16 protein-coding genes are annotated in these 19,500 nt (G+C 63.2%); 4 read left to right on the top strand and 12 right to left on the bottom strand.

The features are described 5' to 3' along the window. Positions 1-167: 167 nt before the first annotated feature. Together FJ527_RS03005 and FJ527_RS03000 are read left to right on the top strand one after the other, a co-directional pair. The gene (locus FJ527_RS03005) at positions 168-1,607 is read left to right on the top strand and encodes an aldehyde dehydrogenase family protein (RefSeq protein ID WP_140660037.1); all 1,440 of its coding nucleotides are present in this window, start codon (positions 168-170) and stop codon (positions 1,605-1,607) included. 64 nt (positions 1,608-1,671) lie between these two features. Next, positions 1,672-2,247 carry a DUF1349 domain-containing protein gene (locus FJ527_RS03000; RefSeq protein ID WP_015314240.1) on the top strand — a complete coding sequence of 192 codons (576 nt, stop codon included), beginning with the start codon at positions 1,672-1,674 and terminating at the stop codon, positions 2,245-2,247. 149 nt (positions 2,248-2,396) lie between these two features. Here FJ527_RS03000 and FJ527_RS02995 read toward each other — a convergent pair whose 3' ends face one another. The 5 genes from FJ527_RS02995 to FJ527_RS02975 all read right to left on the bottom strand — a co-directional run bounded on the left by FJ527_RS02995 (position 2,397) and on the right by FJ527_RS02975 (position 9,009). Beyond that, positions 2,397-3,656 carry a glycosyltransferase family 4 protein gene (locus tag FJ527_RS02995; RefSeq protein ID WP_246677674.1) on the bottom strand — a complete coding sequence of 420 codons (1,260 nt, stop codon included), beginning with the start codon at positions 3,654-3,656 and terminating at the stop codon, positions 2,397-2,399. A 205-nt stretch (positions 3,657-3,861) separates the two neighbouring features. Further along, the gene (locus tag FJ527_RS02990; protein ID WP_140791589.1) at positions 3,862-5,391 is read right to left on the bottom strand and encodes a mercuric reductase; all 1,530 of its coding nucleotides are present in this window, start codon (positions 5,389-5,391) and stop codon (positions 3,862-3,864) included. Further along, positions 5,381-6,721, bottom strand: a complete 1,341-nt coding sequence (locus FJ527_RS02985; RefSeq protein ID WP_140821614.1) for a glucoamylase family protein — start codon at positions 6,719-6,721, stop codon at positions 5,381-5,383. The genes FJ527_RS02990 and FJ527_RS02985 overlap by 11 nt, the downstream gene beginning before the upstream one ends. Beyond that, positions 6,714-8,153 carry a glycosyl hydrolase gene (locus FJ527_RS02980; protein WP_246677673.1) on the bottom strand — a complete coding sequence of 480 codons (1,440 nt, stop codon included), beginning with the start codon at positions 8,151-8,153 and terminating at the stop codon, positions 6,714-6,716. Before FJ527_RS02980 ends, FJ527_RS02985 begins: the two co-directional genes overlap by 8 nt. 103 nt (positions 8,154-8,256) lie before the next feature. Continuing rightward, on the bottom strand, positions 8,257-9,009 hold the full coding sequence (locus tag FJ527_RS02975; RefSeq protein ID WP_015314235.1) for an SDR family NAD(P)-dependent oxidoreductase: 753 nt from the start codon (positions 9,007-9,009) through the stop codon (positions 8,257-8,259). Positions 9,010-9,472: 463 nt separating this feature from the next. Here FJ527_RS02975 and FJ527_RS02970 point away from each other — a divergent pair, with 463 nt between their 5' ends. Continuing rightward, positions 9,473-10,771, top strand: coding sequence for an O-antigen ligase (locus FJ527_RS02970; RefSeq protein ID WP_015314234.1), 1,299 nt, complete (start codon positions 9,473-9,475; stop codon positions 10,769-10,771). A gap of 190 nt (positions 10,772-10,961) precedes the next feature. On the opposite strand, the gene FJ527_RS02965 is transcribed toward FJ527_RS02970, so the two are convergent. Both FJ527_RS02965 and FJ527_RS02960 read right to left on the bottom strand, forming a co-directional pair. Continuing rightward, the gene (locus FJ527_RS02965) at positions 10,962-12,218 is read right to left on the bottom strand and encodes a polysaccharide biosynthesis/export family protein (protein ID WP_041163581.1); all 1,257 of its coding nucleotides are present in this window, start codon (positions 12,216-12,218) and stop codon (positions 10,962-10,964) included. A gap of 85 nt (positions 12,219-12,303) precedes the next feature. Continuing rightward, on the bottom strand, positions 12,304-12,981 hold the full coding sequence (locus tag FJ527_RS02960) for a sugar transferase (RefSeq protein ID WP_015314232.1): 678 nt from the start codon (positions 12,979-12,981) through the stop codon (positions 12,304-12,306). A 599-nt stretch (positions 12,982-13,580) separates the two neighbouring features. Between FJ527_RS02960 and FJ527_RS02955 the strand changes: the two genes are divergently transcribed. After that, positions 13,581-13,856 (top strand): hypothetical protein, encoded by a 276-nt coding sequence (locus FJ527_RS02955; RefSeq protein WP_015314231.1) that lies wholly within the window; start codon positions 13,581-13,583, stop codon positions 13,854-13,856. A 22-nt stretch (positions 13,857-13,878) separates the two neighbouring features. Here FJ527_RS02955 and FJ527_RS02950 read toward each other — a convergent pair whose 3' ends face one another. The 5 genes from FJ527_RS02950 to FJ527_RS02930 all read right to left on the bottom strand — a co-directional run bounded on the left by FJ527_RS02950 (position 13,879) and on the right by FJ527_RS02930 (position 19,410). Continuing rightward, positions 13,879-15,723 carry an ABC transporter ATP-binding protein gene (locus tag FJ527_RS02950; protein WP_140821610.1) on the bottom strand — a complete coding sequence of 615 codons (1,845 nt, stop codon included), beginning with the start codon at positions 15,721-15,723 and terminating at the stop codon, positions 13,879-13,881. Beyond that, positions 15,716-16,693 carry a serine kinase gene (locus FJ527_RS02945; protein ID WP_140723297.1) on the bottom strand — a complete coding sequence of 326 codons (978 nt, stop codon included), beginning with the start codon at positions 16,691-16,693 and terminating at the stop codon, positions 15,716-15,718. The genes FJ527_RS02950 and FJ527_RS02945 overlap by 8 nt, the downstream gene beginning before the upstream one ends. Next, positions 16,690-18,612, bottom strand: a complete 1,923-nt coding sequence (locus FJ527_RS02940; RefSeq protein ID WP_140821608.1) for a lasso peptide isopeptide bond-forming cyclase — start codon at positions 18,610-18,612, stop codon at positions 16,690-16,692. The genes FJ527_RS02945 and FJ527_RS02940 overlap by 4 nt, the downstream gene beginning before the upstream one ends. Continuing rightward, entirely contained in the window at positions 18,609-19,001 is a 393-nt protein-coding gene (locus tag FJ527_RS02935; RefSeq protein ID WP_224584338.1) for a lasso peptide biosynthesis B2 protein, read from the bottom strand. The genes FJ527_RS02940 and FJ527_RS02935 overlap by 4 nt, the downstream gene beginning before the upstream one ends. 109 nt (positions 19,002-19,110) lie before the next feature. Further along, positions 19,111-19,410, bottom strand: a complete 300-nt coding sequence (locus tag FJ527_RS02930) for a PqqD family protein (RefSeq protein WP_015314226.1) — start codon at positions 19,408-19,410, stop codon at positions 19,111-19,113. Between the last annotated feature and the right edge of the window lie 90 nt (positions 19,411-19,500).

Below are 19,500 nucleotides of genomic sequence, written 5' to 3'. Positions count from 1 at the left end.
CTCGGCGACGCGGCTCTGTCGCCGCTGCCGCGAGGACGTGAGTGCAGGCCCGGGGACTTTTGTCGCGGTCTCCAGGCCCAGTGCGTGCTTTCCCGCAAGCCAATTGTCTGGCAAATACCACTTCAGACAGATGCCGCCGCGCGGCCAACAGCCAGGAAGGCAAGGACATGACAGCGTTTCGAAAAAACCTCATCGATGGTGAATGGGTCGGCGATGCCGGCTCCCGCAACATCAACCCCTCGGATACCGGCGACGTCGTCGGCGAGTATGCTTCGGCGGGGGTCGAACAGGCGGGCCAGGCGATAGCGGCGGCCAAGGCGGCGTTTCCAGCGTGGTCCCGCTCCGGTCCGCTGGCGCGCCATGCGGTGCTGAAAAAGGCGGCCGACGAGATCATGGCGCGCAAGGACGAACTCGGCCGCAATCTGGCGCGTGAGGAAGGCAAGACGCTGGCCGAGGGCATTGGCGAGACGATCCGCGCCGCCCAGATATTCGATTTCTTTGCCGGCGAAACATTGCGCCTGTCGGGAGAGGTGGTGCCAAGCGTGCGGCCGGGCGTCGGCGTCGAGATCACGCGCGAAGCGGTCGGCGTGGTCGGCATCATCACACCGTGGAATTTCCCTATTGCCATTCCCGCCTGGAAGATCGCTCCGGCGCTGGCCCACGGCAACACCATCGTCTTCAAACCGGCCGAGCTCGTTCCCGAAAGCGCCTGGTCCATCGTCGACATCCTGCATCGCGCCGGCCTGCCCAAGGGCGTGCTCAACCTCGTCATGGGCAAGGGCTCGGTGGTCGGCCAGGCGATGCTCGACAGCCCCGACGTCAACGCCATCTCCTTCACAGGCTCGGTGGGAACCGGCAAGCGCGTCGCGGCGGCAAGCGTCGAGCACATGCGCAAGTTCCAGCTTGAAATGGGCGGCAAGAATCCGCTGGTCGTGCTCGACGATGCCGATCTCGCGGTGGCTGTCGATTGCGCGCTGAACGGCGCCTTCTTCTCGACCGGCCAGCGCTGCACGGCCTCGTCGCGTTTGATCGTCACCAAAGGCATCCACGACCGTTTCGTCGACGCGCTCAAGGAGCGCATGGAGAAGCTGGTGATCGGCGACGCGCTCGACGCGCAGACACAGATCGGCCCGGTCGTCGACGCCACCCAGCTCAAGCAGGACGAGGACTATATCGCCATCGGCGTCCGTGAAGGCGCCACGCTCGCTTTCGGCGGCGAACGGCTCGACCGCAAGACGCCGGGCTTCTATCTCAAGCCGGCGCTGCTGACCGAGGCCACCAACGCCATGCGCAGTTCGCGCGAGGAGATTTTCGGCCCCGTCGCCAGTGTCATCCGCGTCCAGGATTATGACGAGGCGCTTGCCGTCGCCAACGACACGCCGTTCGGCCTGACCTCGGGCATCTGCACCACGAGCCTCAAGCACGCCACGCATTTCAAGCGCAACTCCGAAGCCGGCATGGTGATGGTCAACCTGCCGACGGCGGGCGTTGATTTCCACGTTCCTTTCGGTGGTCGCAAGGGCTCGAGCTTCGGTCCGCGCGAACAGGGCCGCTATGCCATGGAGTTCTACACCACGGTAAAGACCGCCTATACGTTCGCGGGATAACCTGGCGCGCCGGCCGACCGCCGGCGGACCGTCACTTCCTCTGGAAACGGACCGGTGCAAAGGGATGACATTGCAGGACCTGACCTGGCTCAACCCGCCGCCGCACCATGCCATCGAAGGTGATGGCGTGCGCGTGCGCACCGGCAAGGAGACCGATTTCTGGCGTGAGACCTTCTATGGCTTCTGGCGCGACAACGGCCACTTCCTGTATCGGCGGGTCGAGGGCGATTTCACCGCCGAAGTGACCGTCAAGGGCGACTACGAGGTGCTTTACGATCAGGCCGGCCTGATGGTCCGGCTGAGCGAAACGCACTGGATCAAGGCCGGCATCGAATACACCGATGGCCTTGCCTATTTCTCCGTCGTCGTCACCAACGACACCTCGGACTGGTCGCTGGTGGCCATTGCCGCCGGCCCTGACGGCGTCAGGATCCGCCTGACCCGCCACGGCGAGGCGGTCCGCGTCCAGTATTTGGATGCTTCCGACGGCCATTGGAAGCCGGTGCGGCTCGCCTATTTCCCGACCTCGAAGATCGTCGATGTCGGGTTGATGTGCTGTTCGCCGCAGCGTGAAGGTTTCGAAGTCACGTTCTCCGGATTTTCGGTCGGTCCGCCGATTGCGCGGGATCTGCACGACTGACCCTGGCAACCGGGCTCCGCGTGGCGTGTGCGAACGGACCGGTAGGACATTGCGGCCCCAAGGCCCTTCCGGCTCTCGGCATAGGCTGGAAGCGTTCGGGAACGCTGTCCGTCTTCCACGTCTGGTGGATCGGTGGGATAATCGGCGGCTCATGGGGTGATCGGAGATGGTTGGTCGTCATCGCCGTCATTGTCCAGGACAAGCCCGGCACGGACGGCATCGCGGATCGCCTGCGGGCCAAACCTTGCCCATACGGCCTGGTTGGCGCGCACGCGCTGCCTTGCCCGGCGCCCGGCGTCGCGTGAAAGTTGGACGGCCATGGCGGCCAGGCCTTCGTCGCTGGCCGACAGCAGCACCTCGTCGTTCTCGACCAGGCCCAGGCCCTCGGCCGCGAGCGGTGTCGCGATCACCGGCACCCCCCAGGCCATCGCCTCCAGGATCTTGATGCGCGTGCCCCCGCCCGCCCTGAGCGGGATGATGCTGAGATGCGCGCTGGACAGGAGCGGCCCCACGCTTTCGGGATCTTCAACGAGCTCGACATCGGGCAACCCGCGCAGGGCCAGCACGGCCGGTTCCGGGCCGCGTCCGGCGAGAACCAGCTTCGCGTCGGGCAAGGCCTGGCGGATGCGGGGCAATATGGTCCGGGCCAATCGCACGGCGGCGTCGACGTTTGGAGGATAGCCGAGATGACCGATGAAAAGGATCACCGGAAAGCCGCTATTGGCCGACGGTTCCGGGGGCAGTACATCGGGAATCGCCTCGATGTTGGGAATCCCATTGGGAACGACATCGATGGGCATCGCGCGCCCGCCAAAGCGCATCAGCTTCTCGCGATCCTCGTTCGAGCAGACCCAGACCCTGTCGACAAGGGCGAGCGCCTTTCTTTCGAGATGCCTGATGCCAGGCACCGATGCGGCGACGGAAAGGCGCGATGCGGTCGCTTCGGCGCGTTTCATCTGCGCGGACAAGTCGGACTCGACATTGTGCATGTCGAGGATGAGCTGCTTTGCCAGCGATCGCAAAGGCCGCAGCAGCTTGAACAGGCCGATGCTCTCGACCACCACGGTGTCAGGGCGGAATTCGAGGATCAGTGCTTCCAGCCGCGCCAGGGCCGCGCGCGAAATGCGATGCTCCTCCCTTATACGCCACCATCCGATGGAAGCCGTCCGGGGCTCTCCCTCGATCGACAGCGCCTCGGTGCGGATCAGCGGATTGGGCGCGGTCATGGCGATGGCCCTGGGCCGCACCGAGGCCAGGCAGACCGGTCCGAACGCGGCCGCCGCCACGGCATTGCGATAGTTGCGCAGATCCGCGCCGGAAGTCGGCGGAAACGCCGGCTCATGGCATACGATCAGCACGCGTCGCCCGCTGCCGCGCGCCGGCATGTCGGCATCGGGCCGCGCGCTCAAGACGGACGCCCGACGCTTCGCGCCAGGAGTTGCGCAAGCTCTTTCTCGGACGACATTAACGAGGCCCCCGCAGCCACAGAAATCAGCTTCGACTTGTTTAGCCGAACCGTGCTTTCGTCAAGCGCTGGATCACAGTCTGATGCCCGGCGCGCTTGCCTTGCGGATCGGTCGCAATGCGGATCCGGCTGGGACCGAGCGCAAAGGCTTATCGCCTGGACCAGGCCAGCCAGCGGGCCGCCAGGCGCCTGCGCAATGAAGTGAACCGTGTCCGTCGGTAAGCGTCGCCCGCCATCTTGATGCCTTGCGCCTGTGTCGGGAAGGGATGGATGACATCGGCCAACGCATGCAATCCCATGCCCGAACGGATAGCGAGGGTCACGGCATTGATCATCTCGCCGGCATGGCTGGCGACGACCGTCGCCCCCAAGATGCGGTCGGATCCCTCCCTGACGTGGATCTTGACGAACCCTTCCTCTTCGCCGTCCATCACGGCGCGGGCGACATCGTGCATCAGGACCGTATAGGTCTTGACCGGAATGCCGTTGCGCCGCGCCTCCAGGGGATAGAGACCGACATGGGCGATCTCCGGATCGGTATAGGTGCACCAGGGGATAACGAGTTCGCTGAGCCTTTCGCGGCCGCGAAACAGGGCATTGCGCACGACGATGCGCGCTGTTGCCTCGGCGGTGTGGGTGAACTTGTATTCGAGGCAGACGTCGCCCGCCGCGTAGACATTTGGGTTGGTGGATCGCAGATAATCGTCGACCTTGATGCCGCTGGCGTCATAGGCCACGCCGGCTTCATCGAGGCCCAGGCCATCGACGTTAGGTGAACGGCCGACGCCAGTGATGATCTCATCGACCGTAATCGTCGTCGTGTCGCCATCCCGCATCAGGTCGGCGGCCTTCTTCTCGCCCTCCATCCGCACCGCCACCACTTCGGTGTTCAGCCGCACCTCGATCCCCTCGCGCGCCAGCGCATCCGAAAGGATCTGCGCGGCGTCGCGCTCCTCGCCGGGCAGGAACATCGGATCGCTCTGCGCCAGGATGACCTTGGCGCCGAGCAGGCAGAAAGCCTGCGCCGTCTCGCAGCCGAGCGGCCCGCCGCCGATGACGAGGAGCCGCGGCGGGCATTGCGTAAGGTCGTACATGGTCTCGTTGTCGAGATAACCGGCCTCGGCAAGCCCCGGAATCGCGGGCCCGCTCGCATGCGCGCCCGTCGCGACCAATGCCTTCTTGAAATGCAGGGTCCTGTCCGCGACCACGACGGTGTCCGGTCCGGCGAAGCGCGCTTCGCCGAAATAGAGGTCGATGCCCTCGGCTGCGACGGAAACGGCCGCATTGGCACGGCTGATCCGCTGCCGTATCTGCCGCATCCGTGTCATCGCCCGTTGAAAGTCGACACGAAGGTGGTCTGGCGGGTCGCCGCCAAAGCTCTCGGCATCGCGCATATCGGCATAGAGCCTGGCCGTGCGGATGATCGACTTCGACGGGATGCCGCCGACATTGACACAGGCACCACCGATCAGCCCGCGTTCGATCAGCGCGACTTTCGCGCCAAGGCTCGCGGCGTCACGCGCGGCGGTCAGCCCGGCCGGCCCGGCGCCGATGACGACGAGATTGTAGGGGCCGTTCGGGGTCGGGTTCTTCCAGTGCGCGGGATGCGCGCCCCTGATCAGTTCGACATCATTGCTGTCGACAGGGAAGACGGCGGCTCTCGTCGGTTCACGCGACATCGCGCCCTCCGGGTACCGGCCGCGACAGCCATCCGCCGGTGAAACCCGCCTTGCCCAGGCCGCGACGGATATGGGGATTGGAACGCATCAGCCCCCAGATCAGTCCGGAACGGTGGTTTTCGATCATCATCACCGCGATGCCCTGGTCGAGCCCGTAATGGCCTTCCGAGACCCAGCCGTTGCGGCCGAATTTGCGGCGGTTGGCCAATGTCGGGTTGAAACCGCTCGGCAGGCGGAAATCGTCGAGAACCTCCGGATAACGATCGACGAGGTGACGCAGCGCCGCCAGGCAAATGTCCGGCGCGAAAGGCAGCGACGCCGGATAGGACCATGGCGCGATTGTCCCGTCATCCGGTCCGAAAGGCGCGCCGCGCGCGGCATAGCCGGAAAACCGGTGGGTCCGCCGCTCCACGCTGGCGCGGAAGCCGCCCGGTCCGTCTCCGGCCGAAAGACCCCACAAATTCTCGCCATAGCCGTCAAAGCCGTAAGGGTTGTGCCGGGCGTAGTCGCGGTGAAGGTATGTCGAGCGGCGGCTGTTTTCGAAATAGTCCGAATTCTTCTCCCGCATGAAAGCGTCGCGGATGCCGGCGAAATCGATCCAGGCATGCGAGAACTGGTGCATGAACAGCGGCCCGCCATAGAGCACGTCGTGGCCGTAGATGTTTTCCCATTGATAGGTCGCCGTCCAGGCCTCGTAGCTGTCGTCCGAGGTCGGGCGGTCCGGAGAAGCCATCGACAGCACATAGAGGATCGTCGCCTCGTTATAGCCTTCCCAGCCATAATGCAGAAAGCCGCTCCTCGGCTTCCAGCCCTGGCGGAGCGTCGGGCTGCTGCCTTGCGCCCATCGCCAGTCGACGCGCCTGTAGAGCGCCTCGGCCAGGAGGCGGATTTCGGCTTCGTCGTCGTTGTCGTCGGAAAAATACGCGCTCGCCACCAGCATGCCGGCTATCAGCAGGGCGGTATCCACCATCGACAGTTCGCAGCGCCAAACGCGCAAGCCGCTCCTCATGTCGAGAAAGTGGTAGTAAAAACCCTTGTGGCCGGTGACGTCGTGACCGCTGCCTTGCGTGCTGGTCTGGAAAAAGCGTAGCGCCGCAAGGGTCAGGCGGGCAGCCGCGTCGCGCGTTATCCAGCCACGTTCGACGCCGATCGGATAGCAGGACAGGGCAAAACCGACGACGGCGATGCTGCACGGCGAACTGGGCCGCGACGTGTCGGCGACCAGCCCATTGTCGGGGTTCACGTTCTCCAGGAAATAGCCGAAGGCGGCGCGTTGACAGCGGTCCAGCAGTTCGTCATCGGCCAGCGCGGCGGGATCTGCTCTAAGCAATCGATAAAAACTCCAGCCTGATGGCAGCAACGCCTTGCGCAGGTACTGTGACATCGAACAGAAGGGTATGACCGTTGAAGGCGATCGCTTGCGCCTGTTCCGGCATCGCCGAGGCCGCATGCAAATGCTCTGCCATTGCTCGGCTCAGGTAATCCGGACTTCCCATTGTCACCCATAGCGCCTTGGGGTTGGCATTTGCCGCATCGACGCGTCGGATGGTTGCCGTGTCGGGCCGCCGTGCATTCTCAAGTTGAATATGCACGATCTCGTTCGCGACCGGATGCCGCGGCAAGGCGAAGTTGGAAATCAGCACGGTCAACGAATTTCCGTCGCGCACGGACCAACTGTCGACGGTGGGATGATTGCCTTGAGTCGACAGGATTTCGGTTCCAAGGCCATGTAGCATTTCGAAGGCACGGTAAGCCGGTTTGGCGACGCCGTGAAGGTTCATCAGGCCGAAACCACCATGAAAGGGTAGGGATGGAAAATAATTCTCTTCGAAAATATCCGAAAAGGTCCAGTAGCTGTAGCCCTGAACCAGCCCTCTCGCCTCCATGACCGTCTTGACGATGAAGGCGGCGGCATAGGGCTCGTCGTGCATGGGATCGCGCGGGTTCGACGATGTGCACCATTCGGTGTAGTAGAGCGGACGGTCGCCTGCCTGCCGTCGTGCGGTGCGCGCTTCCTCGCGCAGGACGCTTCGCGTGCTTTTCGAGAGCTGGGCTTCGGTGTCGTCGCCAGGCTGGCCGAAGGCATCGGTCGGATAATGGTGCGTGCTGACGAAGTCCGCGGGAAGGCCGTTCTGGCCACAGTAAGCGATGAACTCATCGATCCAGGCATTGTCGGCTGTGGCTGGTCCGCCGACCTTCAAATGCGTGTCAACAGATTTGATTGCTCTTGCCGTGTAGGCATACAGCTTGAAATAATCCTCCTGTTTGCCGCTGCCGAACGCCTCGAGATTGGGTTCATTCCAGACCTCGAAGAACCATTGCCGCACCTCGTCGAGGCCGTAGCGATCAACCCAGTGAGCGACGAGCTTCGAAATCAGCGTCGACCACTGGTCGTAGTCCTTCGGCGCGCTGACATTGGCGCGATAACGGAAGACGATCTTTCCGGACGACGACAGCATCGTCGGCGTGAAACTCAGCTCGACGAAGGGGCGCATGCCGATCGACAGCAGGAAATCGAAGATCTGATCGGCATTGAAGAACGAATAGAGCGGCTTGTCGTCCTGGTCGATGAGCGTGCCCATGTCGTCATCGAGCAGCCCGTGAAAACGGACATGGCGAAAGCCGAGTTCGTCATGCGCCCGGCGCATCTGCGCCTGCCAGTCCGCGCGCAGAGCGAGCGTCGCGTGGCCGCTGCCGACCGTATGTTCCCAGAAGTGGGGGAATTCCTCGCCTTGGACGCCGAGATCGCAGCGAAAGGTCACACCCGTGGAACTGTCTGAAATCTTTGCCGTTTCTACACCTTCCATCCCCGACTATACGTCGGCGATGGCATATCGTTGCCTGCTCACGCGGATTTGTAGTGCATCAGTAGGTGGCGCGGCCGCCCGAGACGTCGAACACAGCGGCCGTGGTGAACGAGCATTCCTCCGAGGCGATCCATGAGATCAGCGCCGCCACTTCTTCGACCTCGCCGAACCGCGCCATCGGTATCTTGGAGAGCATGAAATCGATGTGCTCCTGCTTCATCTGCTTGAAGATCGCGGTGCGCACGGCGGCTGGCGTCACGCAGTTGACCGTCACCTTGGTTTTGGCGAGTTCCTTGCCCAGCGACTTGGTCAGGCCGATCACCGCCGCCTTCGAGGTGCTGTAGGCGGAAGCGTTGGGATTGCCTTCCTTGCCGGCGATCGAGGCAATGTTGACGATGCGGCCATAGTTGCGCTCGAGCATGTGTGGCACCAGCGCCTTGTTGCAGTAGAAGACGCCGTTGATGTTGATGTCGATGACCCCACGCCAGTCCTCGACCGAATAGGACCAGGTGGTCATGTTGGGGCCGGTGATGGCCGCACTGGTGACCAGTATGTCGACCGCGCCGAAGGCGTCGATCGTCGATCGTGCGGCGACCTCCACACTTGCCGCATCCGCAACGTCCAACGTCACTCCACGCAGGCCGGGAACAATGGCTTTCGCCTGTTCGATCTGTGCGGGATCGCGATCCCAGACGCAGACGCGCCCGCCTTCGTCGACGATCCTCTGCGCGACCGCCAGTCCGATGCCCGAGGCGCCCCCGGTGATGACCGCCGACCGGCCTGAGAAGCGCCCCGCGAAATTCATTGGCATGTGTTCCCCCTGTTCATGTTGGCTGAAGGCGCCCCGCGTGCTGGCCGGTCCTGGGACTGTGAGGTGACCGCCGACCGAGTTCAAGCCGGCATGCGGCCGGATCGTCTGGGCCAATCGGCCGGATTATGGCGCCGTTCATTCGAGTTGGTCGCGCAGCGCTTCCACCATACCCACCACGGCGAGGCCGATCTAGGCATGCGCATGGACTAAGGAAACCTCAAGGGACGCGCCTCGTTCCTGATGGGCAGTCGGAGCACATGACCGATTGGCCCGTCCACGGCCGAGATCTCTCGGCGATCGCCGCGCTGTAAGACAAGGTGACCGGATTTGCCATTGAGCACGGGGTGCGATAGGTTATATTGCACTGCACAATGGAGGCGCCGTTTCTTGTACGACCCTGTTTGCGGATATGCCGGCTGGTTTGCGGCCTGCCGGTCCTGGGTCGTGTCGACGGGACCGTGAGATGAAAATTCCCAAATCCCTGCTCGTCGATCCCGAGAAGAATTCGGTCTATGGCAGCTTTGCCGTTGCCGTTTCGATCTGGGCGTTCTCCTATTCCGTCATTTTCGGCCAGGTGCTGATCCTGGCCTATTATGCCGTCTGGCTTCCGCTTATCCTGGTCGACTACCGGCGTTTCCTGCGGCAACTGTCCAGCGCCTGGCTGCCGCTGCTCTTTGCGGCCTATGTCTGCTTTTCCATATTCTGGTCGCAGGCGCCCGGCGTCACCGCCAGAACGGCGGTCCAGTACTTGTCCCATATCGCCTGCGCCTATGTCGCCGCACGCACCGTCAGCGTGCGCACCCTGACAATAGGCGCCCTGGTCGGCATATTCTTCGTCCTGCTCTATTCGCTGAAAGTCGGCGCCTATTCCGAGGACGTCCTCGACGGCACCTATAATTTCGTCGGCGCCTTCGCCTCCAAGAACCAGATCGGCTTCGTCGGCTCGCTCGGCATCTATTTCTCGGTCGTGTTCCTTGCTTTCCTTCGGCGTGGCCGGCTGAGTTTCATGCTGACCGTGCCGGTCGTGCTGTTGTCGGCCTATGTGCTGGTCGTCTCGCATTCCGCCACCTCGATGGCCTCGATACCGGCGGTTCTGGCGCTGGTGGCGCTTCTTGCGATGAGCAAGCTTTTGTCGCGACGCTACCGCCGGGTGATCTTCCTGGTCGGCGCCGGCATGATCGTCGTGGTGGCCATCGTCGCCCTCAATCTCGGGCTCATGGACTTCGTGCTTGGCATCTTCGGCAAGGATTCGACGCTCACCGGGCGGACTTATCTGTGGGAGCAGGGCTGGAACGCCGCGATGCGATCGCCGATCCTTGGCGTCGGCTATGCAGCCTATTGGGTGCAGGGCTTTGCCGAGGCGGAGCGGCTGTGGAACGAATTCTACATCAGCACCCGCACCGGCTTCCATTTCCACAACACCTATGTCGAAGCCCTTGTCGAACTCGGCTTCACCGGGGCGGTGCTGATATCGCTGATCATGCTGCGCACGCTCCTCGGCCACATCGCGGCGGTGGTCTTCAAGACATGGCAGGCCGAATCGGTGGTTCTGATCGGCGTGATGGTGCTGCTGCTCATCCGCTCCTTCGTCGAGGTCGAGATACTCAACCCCTACATCATGGGTTCATTCCTGATGTATTTCAGCTTCTTCAAGCTGGCGAGGCTGCCGGTCACCCGCACGCGATGGTCGCCGGCTTTCGAGCCGGGGGATGCCAAGGCCGGACAGGCAGCCTGGCCTCACCGTCCCGCGGCAGCCGAGTAATGATGAGAGTCCGCTAAAGCCATCGCGGGAAAACCGCGTAGCGGTTCCGTTCGGGATTGCGTCAACAGCCATTCTGGTTTTCCGGTGCTGAAAATATATCAGCAAAAACCTCCGCCAAGCAGGCTTGGCGGAGGCTCAAGGCCCTTGCGCTATGGATCGAACGCGGCGGGCCGCGCGACCTTCCGCGTCTCTACTGGCTGGCTAGCGGCGCCAGCTTGATCTTGATCACATCGCCAGGCAGTACCGGTGTGTCTTCCTTGGCGGCGATTTCGCTGGTCTTGCCGTCGACATTGCGCACCAGCGAATAGAGCAAGGTAGGTTGCTGGTCGTTGGTGATGGCGGCCGTCGTTGCCGGATCCGTGGCCTGGGCTATCAGGCCTTTTTGCATATTCACCTTCAGCGCGGCCTCGTTCAGGTCGGCTTCGGTCTGCTGGCGATCGGCGGCGAGGCTCGAACTCAAGGTGTTCTGGGCGTCGATGGCGTCCTGCGTGGCCTTGCTGATCGCCTGCTTGGCGGTCAGGATGGCTGTCTCGTAGTCCAGGATCTTGCCCTGCAGGTCGGTAACGGACTGCTGCGAATCCAGAAGCCTGGCATTGGCCACCAGTCCCTTCTGGGCCAGCGGACCGATGCTGGCCAGCTGTTGCTGGGCCAGGTCGACCTGCTTCTGCTGGTTGACGATCTTCTTCTGCAGCGATTCGATTTCGGCCTGCAGCACACCCTTGAGATCGTCGAGCGCCTCGAGCTTGAGCTTCAGCGCCTTCTGGTCGGCGGTAAGGATTGTCATCTCGTCGGCGACGATGGTCGGCAGCCGCGGATCGCCTTCGACCTCCTTGGGTGCCTCAAAACTCGTCTTGCCGGCCATATCGGCGTCGATGCGGGCGCGCTTGACGATCAGCCGAACGCGCTGGTCGTCGGAGATATCGAAATTGCCCTTGGCGGTGACCAGGTCCTTGCCGAGCTGGGGACCGTAGTCGGCGTTGCGCCTGATGCCTCCGGCGACGCTGATCGCTTTCAGCACCGTAAGATCGGGCACAAAGGGAAATTGCCCGGGATTCTGCACCTCGCCCGAAATGTAGAAGGGGCGGAACTGTGCCATTTCGACCGAGGCTTCAGGCTTGTCCGATAAAGCGAGCTTGTGCTGCAGCGCCTCGCCGATCGCCGCGGCGACCTCCGCCGTAGTCTTGCCGGCCGCCGGCAACTCGCCGACGAAAGGCACCGACAGCGTGCCTGCCGGGCCGATCGTATATTGGCCATTGACCGACGACCAGTCGCGGAACGTGCTTTCGACGGTCTGCCATTCCGCGATGCGGATGGTGAGCTTGTCCTGGGAGCCCAGACGGTAATCGTCGGCGGCGGCCATCTGGGGAAAAGCAAGCGACATCGCAAGGCAGGTCGCCACGAGCCGCGAGCGGCCGGAAAACGGGCCGCTGCCAAAGGCTTCGAAAATGTCTATCTTCAACTGAGCGTTCCGATCCGTTTTAGCCCCATCGCCCGATGAGCTTGCCGCCGGATGCCTTGATCCTGCCGGCCGATCAGTAAGAGCCGCGCGACATCCAGACGGCCGGCACTGTTCTGATGATGATGCGAACGTCCTCGAACAGCGACCAGTTCTCGACATAGTGGCGGTCGAACGCGACGCGGCTGTCATAGGAAACGTCGTTGCGGCCGCTGACCTGCCATAGGCCGGTCAGGCCGGGCCGGGACTTCAGATAATAGACAGCCGCGCTGCCATAGATTTCCAGTTCGTCCCGGACCACCGGGCGAGGCCCGACAAGGCTCATGTCGCCCTGGAGGATGTTGATGATCTGCGGCAATTCATCGAGGCTCAGCTTGCGCAGCACCGTTCCGACGCGGGTGACGCGTGGATCGTTCTTCAGCTTGCGGGTCGCTATCCATTCCGCATTGGCCTCTGGATTGGTGGCGAGATAGGCTGCCAGCACCTTGTCGCCGTCCGGAACCATGGTGCGGAACTTGAGGCAGGAGAAGAGCCGTCCGCCGCGCCCGATTCGGCGGTGACCATAGAAAACCGATCCGCCATCGGAGAATTTGACGAGCAGCGCTATCATGATGAACAGCGGGCTGAGCGCGATCAGTCCAGCCAGCGAACCGACGATGTCGAAACTCCGCTTGATGAGGCCGCCGATCGGCGGCGGAAAGTCGGTGTCGGCCTGCGAAAACCCCGCCGTGGCCGACTTGGCAATATCCCTCATACGGAAACTCCATGCGTTGAACGAATGGTTTACCGCACGATACCAAAAAAATGCTGCAGCGCAACACACAATTTCCCACGCCGCTGAAATAGTCGCGTCATGAATTGACTAAATAATAAGCTCGCGCTGCACAAATTTCGAAATGTTTAGCACATTTGTGACAATAAATGGGCAAGCATAAAAAAATTCAGACGTTTTTGGGGCGTTTTGTGGGCGGCGCGTTCCCATTGTCGGGATCCGGAGCATACGAGTCCTTAATGACGATGCTATATTCTGGACTATTCACCTAAAATACCATCTAATATTACGGGTTGTACTCCAGATTTACAATGGCTGCAGGTTGAGTGAAATGCGGCCGGGTGCGTTGCAGCATGGCAGAGTCGAACGCGTAAGCTCAATCAAAAATATGTGCGGTTGCCCTTGCCGCCTTCTGCTCGCCTTAATAGAATTGCAAATTATACCTGTCACGGTGGCGACAGGTTGAAAGGCCGGAAGCAACCGGTCGAGAGCGGGTGGTTTAACAAGCCCGCATCACAAGGGACGGCGCTCGGGTGGGGCTATCGTTGGATATACCCGAGCCGGTTTATGGGCTGTTGGGTATGTCGCTTCCAAAATTCATCGTTGGGATGCTGTTCGCGCTCGCGATCGTCGTCGCCTGGTCCTGGCTGGGTGGAGCTTCGCTTGGCACGACACTGCTGCGTGTCATCATCTGCGCGGTGGTCATCCAGGCCGGTTATTTCGCGGTCGTCTATGCCATGATCGCCAGGAGCGCGCCAACGCCGGCCGACAGGCTGCGCGAAGCCGAGAGAAAGCAAAACTCCACCGAAGTGCCCGAGGGCGAGAAGCTGGGCAGCGTCCGGCGGGGGCTGCATTAGATCCACGGGGACATCATCGTCCTCAGGCCACATCAGCGGGTTCGGTCTCCGACTGTTCTCCCGACAGCATCCGGGATAGCCGGCTCCCCGGCTTCGCCTTCAACCGCTGATATTGCCCGACCTCCACCACACGACCATCCTCCATCGCCACCACCCAGTCGGCGAAGGCGATCATCGACGGCCGGTGCGCGATGGTCAGGATCGTCATTGCGCCGCGCAGGCCGTCGATCGACCGGGCGATAAGCGACTGGTTCTGCCAGTCGAGCGCGCTTGTCGCCTCGTCCAGGATGAGCAGTGACGGCTTGCGCAGCAACGCGCGTGCCAGCGCGATGCGCTGGCGCTCGCCACCCGAGAGGCGCACGCCGCGGTCGCCGACCACGGTATTCAGCCTCAGGTCCAGTCGGTCCACGAAATCGCCGGCGTGAGCGGCGCGCAGTGCCTTCCACAAGTCGTCCTCGCTGGCCTGGGGCGCGGCAAGGCGCAGGTTCGCCGCGATCGTGTCATGCAGCAGGAACACGTCCTGCGGCACATAGGCCACCTGATCGCGCCAGCGGCGGCGATTGCCGGCATCGAGCTCGACGCCGTCGACGAGGATCTTGCCGGTGGTCGGCTCGAGCAGCCCGAGCAGCATGTCGGCGATCGTGCTCTTGCCTGACCCGGACGGGCCGATGAGCGCCGTGACCTTGCCGGCCGGAAGGCCGAAGGTGATGTCGCTCACCACTGCCTTGCCGGCGCCGTCGTCATAGACAAAGGAGACGTCGCGAATGTTCAGCCCCGTATCGAGGGTCAGCTTGCGGGCATCCGTGGATTCGACGTGGCCAGGCTCCCGTTCGGCGTCGAAACGCGCCTGCAGGTTGCGCATTGCCGTATAGGCGGGCAGGTTGATCAGCACCTGCTGGGCCTGCGTCTGCATGTCCATGAAGCGCGGCGCGATGCGCATGAAGACCAGGAGCAGCACGACGATCTCGGCCAGCGACAGGTGGAAGCGGACCAACGCCACATAGATGAAGACGCTCAAGCCCACGACGCTCGCCACCTGGAACACGGCGGTGCCGATCGAAGAGTTGCGGACATAGGCGATATTGTCGGCCTTCATCTTTTCGAGCGTGACCTGCAGCTGCGCGAAATAGCTGGCCTCGACGTTCAGGCTCTTGGCCACCTTGATGCCGCCGAGAAATTCCGAGACCGTGCGGTACTGGTCCTGGCGATTGGTCGTCAGGATCCGGCCGAAGGCGGTGGCTCGCGAGCGAAATGGCTGCAGCGCTATGAACATGACGATGCCGATGACGACGGCAAACGCCGTCATGACCGGCGAGATGAACATGGAAATCACCAGATAGCCCGCCAGCAGCACCGCGATCTGCACCAGCATCAGCAGGGCAAAAGCCGCCCCTTGGACACGGTCTATGTCGCCGGTCAGGGCATGGTCGAGATCGGAGCCGCGCATGCGCGTGAACACGCCCCAGCGCGCCTTGCCGATGCTCTCGAACAGGTTCATGCGCAAGCGGTTGATGAAATCGAAGAGCAGCCTTGCCATGTACACCGACTTGAAGCGGTTGAAGGCTGCCTGCACGGCAACAAGCCCGACCAGCGCGCAAAGCACCGTCGTCAGCTGCAGCGTTCCGCCGGGCACCAGCCAGTGCACAAACTCGATATTGGGCAGCCTTACCGCGAAATCCTGGTCGGCACGGCCGACCAGGTGCAGCAGCGGCACCAGCAGCAGGATGGAAACGCCTTCCGTCAGGCTGCCGAGGATCAGGAACAGCAGCGCCGTCCAGGTTCGTCGTCCACCGATCCGGGCAATGACCGCGCCGAATGCCGCGACATCGCGAAACAGCGACAGGCTGAAGACCGATGACCTAGGCATCGCCAGCCAATTCCTTTTCGATCAGCGCCACAGCCTCGCCGATCCTGTCGATGCCCGTCGGAACGTCCAGCCGGCACACGCCGACATGGTTAGCGATCGCTGAACAGTGGCGAAGATGCATCGCCGCGAAATCGCCGGAGAGCGCCGCGCGGCCAAACCGCGTCACGTAGGAGAATTTGATGATGGCTGGCAAGGCGGCGATTTGAGGCAGGAGGGTGATCCCGGCCCTTGCGCCGCGCTCGAGGATGTAAATCCTGGCCGCCGGCACCTTGTTGCCGGAGAAGGCGCCGTGCAGGCGATGCTGCATCTTCTCGATTGCCGGATGCACTTGCGGTCGCACTTGCGCTTGCCCAAGCGAGATCGCCGCCGCGGCGTCGGCGGCAAGCTTGATCTGCGGAAATCCCGGAACGATCATCGGTTCGTCCGGGTTGGTGAGATCGAGCGCCACGACGTCGTCGGTGAGCAGGTCGTGTCCGGCCCGGATCAGGGCGCTTGCCGTCGTCGACTTGCCGGCGCCCTTGTCGCCCATGAAGATGGCGCCCCTGCCGGCCACCGCGATCGCGCTGGCATGCAGCACCAGCAGGCCGCGCTGGTGCAGCAGCAGCGCCAGCACCGGCCCCAGCAACGGGAAGGCAAGCAAGGCGTCGTCGACGCCGGGCGCCGGCTGGACATCGATGCGGCGGGCGTCGCTGATCAGGAATGCGCCGACGGCCTCCCAGGCCAGATACTGCCGGCCGGGCTCGAAACGGAAGACGGTCGCTGCCTCCGCCGAAGGCTCGGGCATATCGATCGGGCCGATGACGATCTCGATGTCGGCCGTTGCCGGGTCCGCCGGCTCCAGTTCGGGCAGCCACACGTCGGACGCGATGAGCAGGCCGTAGGCGCGGTAGTAACTTCGTTCTCCCGCTGTCCTGTCGCGGTTGGGAAGACGGTCGAGATCGCCGGCGAACGGCTCATGGCGAGACATCATGCGGGGCTCCCGCCATGCTGGACCTGCCGCAGCCACAGCGACAGCGACGCCGAGCGCCAGACATACTGGACATCGAGCGGTGCCGCCTGGTCCGGCTGGCGCAGCAGCCGCGCATAGGCGGCGTTTACTTCCGGCAGGTTGACATAGGGTGCGATGCGACCCGCATCGCCGACCAGCAACTGCTCCAGCAGGTCGCGATGGTTGCGCACCATGCCGTTGACCAGATTGGCGGTGAAATCGATCTTGTCGCGCCGCCACTGTACCGCCGCCGGCAGGATGCCTTCCATGGCCCGGCGCAGCACGTAGCGGCCAAACCCATGACGGAGCTTCTCCTCGCCCGGCAGCCCCAGGCAGAATTCCACCAGCGGCTTGTCCCAGAAGGGATACCGCGGCTCGATGCCGAAATTGGCGGCGGCCTTGTCCAAAACTTCGAAAGAGTGCGGAACATAGCCGTTGGACAGGATCCAGCGGTGGCTGAGCGCGTCGCTGGCTTGGACGCCGGGCGGCATGTAGCCAGCCCGATGGAACCGGTCGATGAGCTCGGTTCGCCTGGCAAGGTCCGGATTGATCAGGTCGCGCCAGCTGCGGCCACGCTTCGATCGGGCAGGCCTGCGCATCCTGTTCAGGGCTCGGTTCCCCAGCTGTCTCAGCCTGGCGATCCGCCAGGCCGGCCCGTAAATGGTCAGGAACTGGAAATACAGGCCGAGCGTGCTGTCGCCATAGGTGTTGGAGGCGCTTCGGACCTCGCGCCAAAGGTCCAGCCACCTGCCGCCATTGGCAAGCTCGTGCAGATGGCCATGTCCCTGTGAAACGACCTCGTCGCCGCCATGGCCGTCGAGGAGCACTTTGATGCCCTTGGCGCCAGCCGTCCGATAGATACCGCGGGTCAGCGTCAGGCCCGGCGCCAGGAACGTGCCTTCCTGTTCCTCCAGCACCCGTTCGAATTCAGCGAAGGGTGCATAATTGCCGACTGGGATGAACGTGGGATCGGCCTTCTGCTGATCGAGCACGGCATCGATGAACGGGCGCTCGTCCATCGACGAACCCTTTTCGAACACGAGCGAGAAGGTCGGTAGCCTCGGCTTGCGCTCGGCCGCATTTTGCACTCCCGCCACGCAGGTGATCGAGGATGAATCGAGGCCGCCGCTCAGCATCGCGCCGATCGACGGACTTCCTCGCATGCGGTTGCGGACCGATTGCGCGAACAGATGGGAGAATTCCTCCGCGGCATCAGGCCGCCGTGCTCGCTGCGATGGTTCGATCTGCCAGTACCGGCGCAGCACCAGACGTTGCGCGGCGACGGTGAGGCTGTGACGCGCCGGCAGGGCGAAGATGTCGCTGTAGGGCGTGGACTGCGGGTCATCGGGCAGCCCGGCCAGGAAGCCCGAAATCCGGTGCTCGCTGAGGCGCGCACCGACCCCGTCGAGGCCGAGCATTGGCCCGATCTCGGAGGCAAAGGCAAAGCGGCGTTCCGCTGCGTGGTAATAGAAAGGCTTGACCCCGAAATGGTCTCGCGCGCAAAACAAAAGCTGCCGCTCGGCATCCCAGATGGCAAAGGCGAAGTCGCCTTGCAGATGCACGGGGCACGTTTCACCCCAGCGCAGATAGGCCCGCATCAGCAACGCCGCATCGGCGACTGAGTTGTCCCTGATGCCGAGCCTTGCGAGCAGCTCGTCGCGGTTATCGAGCCGGCAATCGGCGGTGATGGCCAGCTTGCCGCCGGCCATGGTCAGCGGGCCGGGGCCGGCTTCGTCGGTGGTGTTGAGCCAGGCATGGCCAAGCGCGACGCCGCTGTCCTGCCACCACGCGGTTCCGTCGGGACCACGATGGCGCATGCGCGCCAGCATCTGCTGGATGTCGCTCGCCGCTTCAGCCGGCGCGGGGCCTTGTCGCAGCAGGATTCCGGCTACGCCGCTCATCGGCTGCCGTGGTCGATCAGGTGGGCGAAACCATCGACGGATCCGCCAAGCACGATGTGGTCATCGCTGACCAGCCAGGCATGCGCCTTCAATTGCTCGCCCGTGCCGCGCTCGATGCCGATGCGGATGTTCGACGCATTGCCCTGGCGCGCGAGGAGGTATTGGCCCGACAGCGCCTGGGTCAGGCAGGTGGCGCCCGGAACGAACCGTGCGGCGGCCGCAACCCCCCAGGCGACAAGCCGCAACTCGCCCATGCTGGCACACTGGTGCGCGTTGAGCCGCGTCACCATCCCGCGGACGCGGTTGTAGGAGAACAATGTCAGCCCGAGCCGGACGGTCGTGACCACCAGCAGGCACCGGCACAGGAAAAGCGCTTCCGAGCCGCTCAAGGACAAGATCCTGGCCAGGCCGCGCCTGCCAGGCCGCTGCTTCATCGGCCGGGGATTTCTCTGCGTCACAGCTCTTTGCCGCGCAACCATGGCCTTCTGCGACGCCTGCCTAGACGAGTGCCTCATGCTCAAGCCTCGCAAGCCCGTTTTCCGCCAGGCCTTTCAGCAATGCGTCGACGTCGGCTTTGCAGCGTTCGGCGTCGACATTGTAGCGAGCGAGGACGGCGCTGCGGATGTCCGCGATCGGCTTGGGTTCCTGGATCAATTCCCAGATGAAGGCGCCGACACCGTTGAGGCTGTAATAGATATTGGACTTCAGGTTGAGAAGCGCGAGGCCATCGCCGAATTCGCAAGCAACGGCATCCTTGGTGGCCTTTACGCAATCGTGCTCGGATGGGTTCCAGTTCATCCTAAAACCTCGTTTGCAACACACGGTCTACGTGTCATCAAGTTCAATGGAAAGTCGGGGATTTTCATCCCCGGCTCCATTTCATTGTCT

It is taken from the genome of Mesorhizobium sp. B2-4-18 (genome assembly GCF_006441385.1).
Lineage (GTDB): Bacteria > Pseudomonadota > Alphaproteobacteria > Rhizobiales > Rhizobiaceae > Mesorhizobium > Mesorhizobium australicum.
This window is presented reverse-complemented; position numbering and strand designations above follow the sequence as displayed.

Coding starts and splice junctions, on each gene's coding strand:
- FJ527_RS02945 (WP_140723297.1), bottom strand. CDS start 16,693: ATGATGTCTCGCCATGAGCCGTTCGCCGGCGATCTCGACCGTCTTCCC.
- FJ527_RS02970 (WP_015314234.1), top strand. CDS start 9,473: ATGAAAATTCCCAAATCCCTGCTCGTCGATCCCGAGAAGAATTCGGTC.
- FJ527_RS03005 (WP_140660037.1), top strand. CDS start 168: ATGACAGCGTTTCGAAAAAACCTCATCGATGGTGAATGGGTCGGCGAT.
- FJ527_RS02955 (WP_015314231.1), top strand. CDS start 13,581: ATGTCGCTTCCAAAATTCATCGTTGGGATGCTGTTCGCGCTCGCGATC.
- FJ527_RS02940 (WP_140821608.1), bottom strand. CDS start 18,612: ATGAGCGGCGTAGCCGGAATCCTGCTGCGACAAGGCCCCGCGCCGGCT.
- FJ527_RS02975 (WP_015314235.1), bottom strand. CDS start 9,009: ATGCCAATGAATTTCGCGGGGCGCTTCTCAGGCCGGTCGGCGGTCATC.
- FJ527_RS02960 (WP_015314232.1), bottom strand. CDS start 12,981: ATGAGGGATATTGCCAAGTCGGCCACGGCGGGGTTTTCGCAGGCCGAC.
- FJ527_RS03000 (WP_015314240.1), top strand. CDS start 1,672: ATGACATTGCAGGACCTGACCTGGCTCAACCCGCCGCCGCACCATGCC.
- FJ527_RS02990 (WP_140791589.1), bottom strand. CDS start 5,391: ATGTCGCGTGAACCGACGAGAGCCGCCGTCTTCCCTGTCGACAGCAAT.
- FJ527_RS02950 (WP_140821610.1), bottom strand. CDS start 15,723: ATGCCTAGGTCATCGGTCTTCAGCCTGTCGCTGTTTCGCGATGTCGCG.
- FJ527_RS02930 (WP_015314226.1), bottom strand. CDS start 19,410: ATGAACTGGAACCCATCCGAGCACGATTGCGTAAAGGCCACCAAGGAT.